An 11,179-nucleotide genomic window follows, 5' to 3' on the forward strand; every position below is an offset into this window, starting at 1 on the left:
GATGAATTTTGATCAGCTATTTAAACAAATATCACCTGAAGAGATACATGACAATGTATTTACATTGGTAGGAAAAGATTTTTTCGCTATCACGGCAGGCAAAAAAGATCATTATAACTCTATGATAGGTAGTGGCGGTGGCTTCGGAATGCTTTTCAGGAAGCCTGCCACCTGGTGCCTTCTCCGGGCTGACCGTTATACCCTTGAAATGATTGAAAAGGAGCAAACCTATACGCTATCTTACTTTCCGAACGAATATAAAGAACAAATGCTCTTTTTGGGAAGTAAATCGGGAAGGGATAACAAGAAAATGAAAGAAGTTGAGTTGACAAGTATTCAAACTCCTAGCGGAAATATATCTTTCGAAGAAGCCAGGCTGATCTTTGAATGCAGGTTGACACAACTCACGACTCCTAATCTGGATGATTTTTATACGCAAGAAGCGAAAGACTATTTAAACGAAGCTTACAAAGAAGCAAGTAACTATCGCAAATACCTATTTGGGGAAATCACCCATATTTGGGTAAAAAGATAGGAATAAATCAAAAATCACAAAAACCGGTCAAAATAAAAGAGGCTGTCTCAAAAGTATTTTCTTATATCTATTTGAGTCATGTTGAACGGAGTGAAACATCTCTTTTCCTGAGGAATGAGATCCTTCGTTGCCCCCCGCTCGCGCAAACGTCCCGTCTGAGTGTTGCGTAGCAAAAAGAGATTTGCCCTTTCGGGCAACACACGGACAAAATGTCCGCGCGAGCGAGTGAAAGAGCGGTTTGGATTTACAAGCGATGAGGCGATGTTTGGAGTAGGCAATCGGACGATTGATGTTCGGACGAAACCCATTAATTTGTATCTGCGTTTGATGGACATGGAAGGACTTTGGTTTGCACACACGATTGTTATTGCCCGCTTGGGCTTCCAAGAGGAACGTATCGGACATGGTACTGATTTTCTTCGGTTTATCTCGAAAGTAGCCAAAGAGCATAGGTATAAGTATATTGGATTGGAGTGTACCAATGAGAAAAGTACTGCTTTTGGGTTGAAACATGGGTTTCGGAGGCACAAGGAGAGCAGTGATAACTATAATATTTCTGTCAAAGAATTATTTTTATAGCATATTTTTCACTATATTTGCGGACTAATATAGTGTAGCGATTTTTTAATATGGAACTAAACAGAATAAAAGAAGTCCTTGATGAAAAAGGAATCAAGCAGATATGGTTGGCGGAGAAACTCGGTAAGAGTTTCAGTATGGTCAATGCGTATTCTTGTAATCGAAAACAGCCGACGTTGGAAGTCCTGAATCAGATTGCTGATATATTGCAAGTGAGTGTGAAAGAATTGATAATAGATAACAAAGACAAATAATAAAAGTAATGTATAGCTATGGCAGAACTTAATGTAAGCAGAAAAAGCATTTATCAGTTGTTAACTGATACGTTGAACGAATCTAAGGGTAAAATTTTTGTGATTCCTGAATATCAACGACCATACAAATGGGATATTGAAAAGTGTGATGTTCTGTGGAACGATATAAAAACCTTTCATTTGGAAACAAAAGGGAAGCAAAGCGAAGATTATTTTCTTGGGACGATTGTTTCTTGCGATTCAGATGAAGGTGTTGCTATTATAGATGGACAACAGAGGCTAACTTCTCTATTCTTGTTATTGCGTGCATTTTATACAAAATTAGAAATAATGCAAAAAGAGATGCCGGATGATGATGAAATAAAGGGATTGATGAACCAAATTGCACCTTGTATCTGGGACGTGAATGAAATGTCTCAAAAAGTAAAAGACAAATCACTCATCCATATTAAGTCTATGGTTGCGATAGATAGTGACAATGAAATATTTCATACTATTTTAAAAACAGGAGAAAAGCAACTTACTTCAAAATCTATTTATGCCCAAAATTATGCCTACTTTTATGACCAATGTAATGAGTATGCCCAAAATTACGCCTTAGATTGGAAAGAATTATGCCTTTGTATATTAAAGCAATGTATTGTTTTACCAATTGAATGTAAAGATTTAGATTCAGCATTAACTATTTTCTCAACATTAAACGATAGAGGGATGCCGTTGTCTGATTCTGATATTTTTAAGGCGCAATTGTATAAATTTCAGAAAACTGATGAAGAAAAGAATAAGTTTACAGAAGATTGGAAAAAACTGTCTGAAATTGTTGAAGATGCTAAAATCAGCCTTGATGATTTATTCCGTTATTATACTCATGTAATAAGAGCAAAAAATAAGGATAAATCAAAGGAAGTAGGTTTGAGAAAGTTTTATCATGGAGATGATAAGCAATACTCAAGATTAAAAAACGCCAATATAATGAAAGATTTAACTGATTTAGCTGAATTTTGGAAATTATTAAATCTATATAAAGATGATTATTGTACATTAGAATCCAAACAATACATTCATTGTTTAACTTGTTATCCCAATGAATACTGGAAATATCCTACAACGGTATTTTATTGTTATTGTCGTGATAATGGGAAAGATACAAAAGAACTAATGCCTGCTTATTTAAGAAGATTATTGGCGTTTCTGTTTGTGAGATTTGTCGAAAATCCAACAGTAAATGCAATAAAAGATACAATATTTGCCTCTTGTATTGAAACGTTGAATAGTGGATCAACAGGATTGGAATTAATGATAAAAAGTGATTTTGATCAAAGAATATCAACGTTTTCTTCATCAAAGATATCTAAACCAATGATATTATTACATGCTTATTTGTTTGACAAAGAGCAAGAACTTATTCCAAATAATTTTCAAATTGAACATATTTTCCCAAGGAAATGGGATTCAAATCATTTTACTTGGACAAAAGAAGATGCTGATATATACTTAAACATGTTTGGTAATAAAATTACTTTTGAATCTAAATTAAATATTGAAGCAAGAAATGGCTATTTTGATAAGAAAAAGACACAGTATGCAAAATCAAATATAAAAGAGATTTTGTCTCTATCTCGAATGCCTAATGAAGATTGGAATAAAGATGATATTAAAAAACGGAATGATAGTTTTATTTTAAGATTAAAAACTTTTTTTAATGAGAGTTTGAATGAAGATAAAAGCATAATGGAAACATTATTAGAATATACATCAGAAGGAGGAAATATTGTGCTAATTAAAGAAACAATAGGTAATATCTGTACTTTTATATATGAATCTTCTTTATTTCCTAATGAAGTTGTATTAGGAGAAGAAAATATGAAGACTATAAATAAAGAGACTATTCGATTCGCAACTATTGAAGACGCAATAGATAAAATTGATTTGGGCATAGTAAAATATGGAAAGAAAATAATACTTGATGAGAATATACGCCCCCTTATTTATAAAAGAATGAATGCGTAATTCAAGAACTATAATAAATTACAATCAACAGACAGCAGTAGCATACTATATCAAGACGATAATGGAGCAACCAAGTTTCGACAATAGATATTCCATTACCTGAAATCAAAGGATGATAAAAGAATAAAATTTAAGTTTATAGTAAATATGACAGACATCAACGAATTATTAGAACAACTCAATCTCTCAGATGAATCAGTGAGCCTTGAGGCGAAACGAGCAGGCGAAATCGACAAGTCTGTCATGGAAACGGTAAACTCTTTTTCCAATGAACCTAATTTGGGTGGAGGGTATTTGCTGTTGGGTGTGGAACGAGTAGAAAAGGACGAAACGTGGCAATACATCGTTACCGGAATAAGCGACCCTGACAAATTGCAATTGGATTTGAGTTCACAATGCGCTGATTCATTCAATCTACCTATCCGACCAGACATCAAAGTAGAAACGATAGGCGGAAAGAATGTAATGCTTGTCTTTGTTCCGGAACTTCCAGCTTCACAGAAACCTGTCTATTTCAAAAACCAAGGTTTGCCACGAGGTGCATACAGACGAATCGGTTCCAGCGACCAACGTTGTACCGACGACGATTTGTTTGTCTTTTATCATCAAGAAGACGAATTAGACAGCAGCATTATCAAAGATTCCGGCTTGGACGACATCAGTGAAGATGCCGTTGCTCTCTATCGCAACCTGCGGTCAAAAGTAAATCCTTACGCTGAGGAATTACAGTATGATGACATTGAATTGTTGCAGTCTTTGGCTTGCCTTAAAAAGGAAGCGGACAAATTCTATTTGACGTATGCAGGGTTATTGATATTTGGCAAACGAGCATCACACAGACGTTTGCTTCCCATGGTTCGGGTAGATTATATCCGAGTGCCGGGCAATACATGGATTGAAGACCCCGACAACCGATTCACTACCGTAGATATGCGAGGCTCGATGCTCGAAATGGTGCAAAGGGCTTTTAGTCTTGTGTCCGATGATTTACCCAAAGGCTTTGTATTGCCCGAAGGTGAATTGCAAGCGGGTAGTAATGGGCTTCCGGCTCGTGTTTTGCGTGAAGCCTTGGTCAATAGCATGATTCCCCCGCTCGCGCAGACGTCCCGTCTGAGTGTTGCGTAGCAAAAAGAGATTTGCCCTTTCGGGCAACACACGGACAAAATGTCCGCGCGAGCGAGTGTCGCTTTAACCATTAAAGCATATTCAGACATTATACAGAAAGAAGAATTAAAAGATGAAATGATAGTAAATTCAGTAACATCAATATATAAGAGTCCTATTACACAAAAGATTAAGTTGAGCAAAGAGGAAAATGCAATTTTGGATACTGCAAAAGATTTAATTGCAACCGCAATAGATATATATAAAAAGAAATAATTTCAATAATACTACTTATTAGGATTGGATAATAATTCAGCCCTTTTGTGTATATATTTCCTTTTTCCAAATAAAACGGAAACCATAGCGGAAACAAAAAGACCTAGCTATCTGATAGTTAGGTCATATATGTCGGGATACCAGGATTCGAACCTGGGACCCCCTGCTCCCAAAGCATAATTTTTCACTTTCTTCTGTTTTCAATACTTTTCATCTGTTATATAATATATTGATATACAATGAATATATGAATTTTTAACATTAGTTTATAGTTGTTTATTTTCAAATATTTCGTATACTTGTGTGCAAATTGTGTGTACGTAAAAATTTGCACACAGAATACTTGAAAGGCTTATGGATGCTTATGTTTTAAATGGAATTAGTATCTCATTATTTCTTGATAATCGCCGAGAAATCAAGGCAGGGAACTATCCTGTAAAGATTCGAATAACATACAAACGAGATCGGAAATATTATTCGACTGGAAAGAGTTTGTGTGTACAAGATTGGGAGAAAATTGAAAAAACGAAGAGTTCTGAGTTACTGAATATAAAAAAAGACCTGCAAATTTCATTTGAAAAAGTTAGGGATGCGGTTCAAACTTTAGAGAGCGAAGGACGTTTTTCTTTCGATGCTTTAAACATGTATTTAGGAAAATGTACAGGTGATACACTAAATATGGCATTTAAAGCAAAAATAGATACATTGATAGAGTCTGGCTCAATAGGTAATTCAGATGTATATACTTCTGCATTTAGATATTTAGAAAAATATGCAGGAAGCAAAGTGACTTTTGATTCTGTAACAATCGATTGGTTGAAGCGATACGAAAAAGCAATGGTTGAAGATGGTAAAAGTTACACTACTATTTCAATCTATATCAGATGTATTAGAGCATTATTCAATGATGCTAAAACAATTGGAATAATTAAAGAAGCTCAATATCCTTTTGGTCGAGGAAAATACGAAGTCCCTTCAGGTAAAGGAAGAAAGCTAGCACTAAGTTTGCAGCAGATAAAACAGATTATAAATTTCACAGATGGTTTTGAGGCGACAGAGCGTTATCGGGATTTATGGTTTTTTTCTTATTTGTGTAATGGTATCAATGTAAATGATATGTTAAAGCTTAAATATTCTAATATAGATGGCGATGAAATTCATTTTTATCGTGCTAAGACAATTCATACATCTAAAGAGAAAAAAGAGATAGAGGCTTTGTTAACAGCAGAAATGAAACAAATAATAGAGAAGTGGGGAAATCCGGATAAAAGTCCTAATAATTACATATTCCCTTTTCTCACAGGAGATGAAACACCTTTACAGCAGAAAAGAACAATTCAGGATGTGACTCACCGCATCAATAAGCGGTTGAAGAAAATAGGCGAGGCTATTGGTATATCGGGATTAAGTACTTATAATGCCAGACATTCTTTTGCCAGTGTATTGAAAAGGAGTGGGGCGAATATTGCGTATATATCTGAAAGCTTAGGGCATAGCGATTTAAAGACCACAGAAACTTATCTTGCTTCATTTGAAAAAGAAGAAAGAATTAAAAATGCTGCATTTCTTACTAATTTTGGAGAGGATTAATAAAGTTTGTCACAAAAATCTCATACTTTTGTGACATAATAAAAATAAAAGATGCAATCAATTCATCAACAGGTATTAGATATAATCCAAAATTTCAAACGAGGAAGAATTTTCTTCCCCGAAGAGTTTGATCATTTAGGAAGTAATGATTCTGTTCGAAAAGCTCTTTCTCGCATATGCAAAGAGGGGACTATTATTCGGATATCAAGAGGAGTCTATTTATATCCTATTATTGACAAGGAATTAGGCATATTATATCCATCTGTAGATGATGTAGCTCAGGCTATTTCGAAAAGGGATAAGTCAAGAATAATTCCGACAGGATTATTTGCATTAAATAGTTTAGGGCTTTCAACGCAAGTGCCGATGAATGTTATTTACCTGACAGATGGGATTCCTCGTAAAATAAAGGTTGCAAAACAAACTATTACATTTAAACAAACTGCACCTGTAAATTTTTCCTTTAAAGGAAGAATAACTCCGCTTGTCGTTTCTGCATTAAAAGAAATAGGGAAAGATAAAGTAAGACATGAAGAGTTGGAGCAGATTAGAAAAATGTTGGAACTAGAATCAAGAGAAGTTGTAATATCGGATGCCTACATTGCCCCCCGTTGGATTACAGATGTTATTTTATCACTCATAAACACCTCAGATAATGAATCGCTGGCTTAATGTCGAAGAAGAAAGAAGAGTAAATATAATTAAGGATATAGAAAGTAAAACATATTTATCCTCTGCTTCCATTGAAAAAGATTGGTGGGTAACTATGGTATTGAAAGCCTTGTTCTCAACTCCATTTGCAAGTAGCCTATCATTTAAGGGTGGCACGTCATTGAGTAAATGTTGGAACCTAATACAAAGATTCTCAGAAGATGTAGACATTGCAGTTGATAGAGAATACTTAGGCTTTGGTGGAGAATTATCAAAAACTCAAATTAGTGATAAGCTTAGACGAGCATCATGTACTTTCACTAGAGATATATTGACTACAGAATTATCCACACAGTTAGTTAACTTGGGTATAGATAAATCTTTATTTTCAATTACTGTTAACATAACAACTGTAACCACAACAGATCCTGAAATTATAGAAATCCACTACAAGTCGGTATTTTCTGAGGCTGACTATATTCAGAATAAAGTATTAGTTGAAGTTAGTGGCAGATCAATGAATGAGCCAAAAGAGAAAATAGAAATAAATTCGATTATATCACAAACCTATCCCCAAGCTAGTTTTGCAGAGGAAAACTTTGAAATAGAAGCAGTATCTCCTAAGCGTACATTTTTGGAAAAGGCATGTTTGTTGCATGAAGAATTTCAAAAGATATCTGATGACATTCGTGTAGATAGAATGTCTCGGCATATTTACGATTTAGGAAAATTGATGGATACAGAGATAGCGAAAGAGGCTTTAGATGATACAGAATTGTATAAGGCTGTAATAGAGCATCGCAAGAAGTTTATTGGATTGAAAGACTTTGATTATAAAACTTTACTACCACAAGCGATTTCTTTTGTTCCTCCAAGCGAGGTGTTATCGAAGTGGAGAGATGACTATAGTAAAATGCAATCATCTATGATTTATGGAGATTCATTATCTTTTGATAAGCTAATTGAGAAAATAAAAGAATTGAACAATAGTTTTAGGAAAGTTAGTTTGGATTAAAACTTACGATTATGGATACTATCAAAGAGACCCTTTATTACATAGAACAATACAATAGTCTGATTAAATATCAGATAAAATCCAATAAAGAAACCTGTGCCGGTAAAAGAAAAATACACCTATCCCTTGAAAGTGCCTTGCCGGATTTCAATCAACTTAAATCCGAAGTTCAACATAATCTATCAAGAAGAGAAGCATCCCCCGAAGACTTTACCTGTTCAATCAACCGTCTGCTATTCCTGAGCGAAGCCAACAGTGACTTGCTAGTCGAATATAACCCCATTATCAGACAACTATACAACGAATACCCAATAACCAAACAACTCGAAGAACTATCTTTCAACACCTATCAGTTCATAAGAGATGAAGTCTTCAAAGATCGGGATGAATTTGAAAGACCTATTGTCTATAAAGGCTTTGAAGATGTTATGACAAACTTGCCGGAGTACTATTTCAAAGACAATAATTATATTCTTTGGAGGCTCTATCACTTTATACCAGTAGTAACCACTCCCTATACAAAACAATTACTCAGAGATTTTAATAACCGTAAACGGATTGTTTCAGAAAATGAAACAGGCAAACTTACTCAGCAATATAAGGCTGAATATATAAGTAAAGCCATAGAACTATCCACTGACTTTTGTGACCGTAACTTCGTTTCCGATTATCTGCTTGGAAAACCAAGCATCGACAAAAGACACATAACAGGGTATATCTTATCCGATATGCTCGAAAAACTAAATCTATCCGACTATGCCCGGTATATTGAGTTTAACTACTCCAAATATTCATCTACATACGATTGGAAGTTTGAAAAGAATTCAATAAACGATTATACCGATCTAACGGCTTTACCTCAATTTGAACACTTGATTCTATTATTAAGCAGTATATTCTTTGTTCGGGAATTAGATAAAGAAGAAAGATCAATTGTTGAAACAGAAGCTGAAATAAGTTCTGAACCTGATACAGAAGAAACAGAAAGAGCAGAAACTATTGTCAAAGAGGAGATAGCTGAGCCTGCCACAATTGATAAACCCACAGAAAATAAAGAGACTGAAAATAATCAATTGGCTGACGGCAGAGTGGAAGTAGAATCGAGTGGCATAATATACAAAGAAAAATTACGTCCGGATTGTATAACGAAACTATCCATCCTGATACAAGTACACGAAGAATTTAATAATACCCTTTGGGAAGACATATCCGTCTTAGAATTTCTGAATGTTTTTACAACCACTATACAAAAAGTAGAAGTATTTGAGATCAAAGACAAGACCCAGTTCTATTATCTGCTCAAACGAATTTGGAAAAACAGAACCGATGTATCGACCTATAGGTATGAAAAAGAATGGCTGATTCCCTTTCTTAATGTTTATGGCTTATCACATTCCTCTTATTCCAATCAATTTATAGAAAAAGACGGAGTATATAATCACCGCAGATTTATAAAAGCAGTAGCCGACATCTTCCCCGAATAAGAAAATCAATAAACGATAATTCATACTGATTCACAGAGCCGAAAGATACCTTTCGGCTCTTTTTTTACATGTATGTATTTGATAGATAGAAATATATAACATGAATAAAATAATGTGAGAATACCTCTCCCAGTTGGATAATTCATAAAACTCTTCATATAAAGCCGATTTAACTTTGCTTGCAGACTCGGACGAGTAAAACAAGGACGCTTGCAAGTATCAATTATTAAAATCGGACTATATGAAAGAATTTATTTTAACAACTCCCGAACAATTAGAAGAGATTGTTCACAAAGCAGTAAAGAATGCCTTCCCATCAGAGCCGGAAACAAAGCCACAAAAAATTCCCGATAACTGCTGTGTAGAACAAGCTTTGGCTTTTCTTTCCGAAAATGGCTATAAGCTTAGCAAATCGAGGCTTTATAAGATGACAGCCAATAAGCAACTCCCATTCCGTTATTTCGGGCGTAGGATTGTATTCTCACGTACCGAACTACTCAAATGGATAGATGGGCAGACAACCCCTTCCTCAAATTCGGATCAGACACTCTTGGCTATAGCTGAAAGTGCCAGAAAGAAATCTACTAATAAAACATCAAAACAACTAAATAAACAATACGATGAGTCAAAATTCAAAAAATAAAAAAGTAGAGGATTTCAATGTAGATGATTATATCAATCCTCAAAATGGATTAAGTAATTCTACTGCACCCATTGAACAGCCTCTGGACAGTGAGACAACTGTAAACACTCAGGCTACAGATAATACAGTGTCAGAAAAAAACAGTTTGCCACTTCAGTCAACAAAGAAGGCTGTATCCTCTAAACAACGTAAAGCCGGATTATCGGACTATCAACAAACCTTTCTTTCAGTTCCTAAGATTACCGATCGTAAAACCGTATTTATCAGCAATGGACTTCGGGAGAAGATAGTCGGTATAGTCCGTAAACTCGGTACAGAAAAATCAAGCGTTTCAGGCTTTGTAGAGAATCTGGTAACTCAACACTTAGAAGAATACAAGGAAGATGTCGAAAGTTGGAAAAAGTTGTAAGCAAACCAAGTAAAGTAAGCGTACCGCTTGGGATGTAAGCCACCCTTTGCCATGTTAGCGTAGCGAGGTTATGTTTTCATTACATGAAAACCCTCGCTTTGGCTGACCGCCAAAGGAAAAATTGCTCCCGTTGGTCGACAATTTTATGGAGAAGAAGAGTCCGGATAATAAGAAAGGAGGACGTCCCCCAAAGACTTCCGTAAGCCGGAAAAGCAAAACCGTAGGAGTCTGTTTTTCCGAGCCTGAACTCTATGCGATTAAGCACAGGGCGAAGAAGGCAAAACTGCCTCTAAGTATCTATTGTCACGATGCTGTATTAAATGCTAAGATTGTTGAAGCACTCAAAAAAGAAGACGTAGACTTACTCAAAAGCCTGTCGAATATGGGTAATAATTTGAACCAATTAGTTAAAACAGCACGTTTTACAAGCCTTGAACAACTCGAAAATGAATCAAAATCGGTCTTAGATGATATTCAAAACATCATTGCTGGGCACTTATTCCCATCTGATTTTCAGCTGTTTATAATTTAGTTCTTTGGCGTTTTTGTAATCGTGTTCAGTAAGTATCTCATTTACAGATGCTTTATCTAGTAGGGATATTCCAAGAACCTGTAAGATTTCGTAGATC

The 11,179-nt window shown here is 35.1% G+C and carries 13 protein-coding genes; all 13 read left to right on the forward strand.

Translation table 11 applies throughout. The annotated features are described in order from the left end of the window. Position 1 precedes the first annotated feature (1 nt). The 13 genes from ACYPZI_RS11615 to ACYPZI_RS11675 all read left to right on the forward strand — a co-directional run bounded on the left by ACYPZI_RS11615 (position 2) and on the right by ACYPZI_RS11675 (position 11,082). Entirely contained in the window at positions 2 to 535 is a 534-nt protein-coding gene (locus ACYPZI_RS11615; protein ID WP_459601756.1) for a flavin reductase, read from the forward strand. Between the two features lie 159 nt (positions 536 to 694). Continuing rightward, positions 695 to 1,114 (forward strand): GNAT family N-acetyltransferase, encoded by a 420-nt coding sequence (locus ACYPZI_RS11620; RefSeq protein WP_459601758.1) that lies wholly within the window; start codon positions 695 to 697, stop codon positions 1,112 to 1,114. A 50-nt stretch (positions 1,115 to 1,164) separates the two neighbouring features. Beyond that, positions 1,165 to 1,368: a helix-turn-helix domain-containing protein gene (locus ACYPZI_RS11625; protein ID WP_459601760.1), complete on the forward strand. Its 204-nt coding sequence runs from the start codon at positions 1,165 to 1,167 to the stop codon at positions 1,366 to 1,368. An 18-nt stretch (positions 1,369 to 1,386) separates the two neighbouring features. Continuing rightward, positions 1,387 to 3,378 (forward strand): DUF262 domain-containing protein, encoded by a 1,992-nt coding sequence (locus tag ACYPZI_RS11630; RefSeq protein WP_459601762.1) that lies wholly within the window; start codon positions 1,387 to 1,389, stop codon positions 3,376 to 3,378. A gap of 147 nt (positions 3,379 to 3,525) precedes the next feature. After that, the gene (locus ACYPZI_RS11635; RefSeq protein WP_459601764.1) at positions 3,526 to 4,503 is read left to right on the forward strand and encodes an AlbA family DNA-binding domain-containing protein; all 978 of its coding nucleotides are present in this window, start codon (positions 3,526 to 3,528) and stop codon (positions 4,501 to 4,503) included. Between the two features lie 39 nt (positions 4,504 to 4,542). Beyond that, the gene (locus ACYPZI_RS11640) at positions 4,543 to 4,758 is read left to right on the forward strand and encodes a hypothetical protein (protein ID WP_459601766.1); all 216 of its coding nucleotides are present in this window, start codon (positions 4,543 to 4,545) and stop codon (positions 4,756 to 4,758) included. Between the two features lie 354 nt (positions 4,759 to 5,112). After that, the gene (locus ACYPZI_RS11645; RefSeq protein ID WP_459601768.1) at positions 5,113 to 6,348 is read left to right on the forward strand and encodes a tyrosine-type recombinase/integrase; all 1,236 of its coding nucleotides are present in this window, start codon (positions 5,113 to 5,115) and stop codon (positions 6,346 to 6,348) included. 51 nt (positions 6,349 to 6,399) lie between these two features. Continuing rightward, complete coding sequence (locus ACYPZI_RS11650; RefSeq protein WP_459601770.1) at positions 6,400 to 7,020, forward strand: DUF6088 family protein; 621 nt, start codon at positions 6,400 to 6,402, stop codon at positions 7,018 to 7,020. Beyond that, positions 7,004 to 8,014: a nucleotidyl transferase AbiEii/AbiGii toxin family protein gene (locus ACYPZI_RS11655; protein ID WP_459601772.1), complete on the forward strand. Its 1,011-nt coding sequence runs from the start codon at positions 7,004 to 7,006 to the stop codon at positions 8,012 to 8,014. The genes ACYPZI_RS11650 and ACYPZI_RS11655 overlap by 17 nt, the downstream gene beginning before the upstream one ends. 11 nt (positions 8,015 to 8,025) lie before the next feature. Further along, complete coding sequence (locus ACYPZI_RS11660) at positions 8,026 to 9,498, forward strand: hypothetical protein (RefSeq protein WP_459601774.1); 1,473 nt, start codon at positions 8,026 to 8,028, stop codon at positions 9,496 to 9,498. A 241-nt stretch (positions 9,499 to 9,739) separates the two neighbouring features. After that, positions 9,740 to 10,141, forward strand: a complete 402-nt coding sequence (locus ACYPZI_RS11665) for a helix-turn-helix domain-containing protein (protein WP_459601776.1) — start codon at positions 9,740 to 9,742, stop codon at positions 10,139 to 10,141. Continuing rightward, positions 10,119 to 10,550: a DUF3408 domain-containing protein gene (locus ACYPZI_RS11670; protein ID WP_459601778.1), complete on the forward strand. Its 432-nt coding sequence runs from the start codon at positions 10,119 to 10,121 to the stop codon at positions 10,548 to 10,550. Before ACYPZI_RS11665 ends, ACYPZI_RS11670 begins: the two co-directional genes overlap by 23 nt. 145 nt (positions 10,551 to 10,695) lie before the next feature. After that, complete coding sequence (locus tag ACYPZI_RS11675; protein ID WP_459601780.1) at positions 10,696 to 11,082, forward strand: plasmid mobilization protein; 387 nt, start codon at positions 10,696 to 10,698, stop codon at positions 11,080 to 11,082. Positions 11,083 to 11,179: the final 97 nt, after the last annotated feature.

It is taken from the genome of Dysgonomonas reticulitermitis, assembly GCF_054601275.1.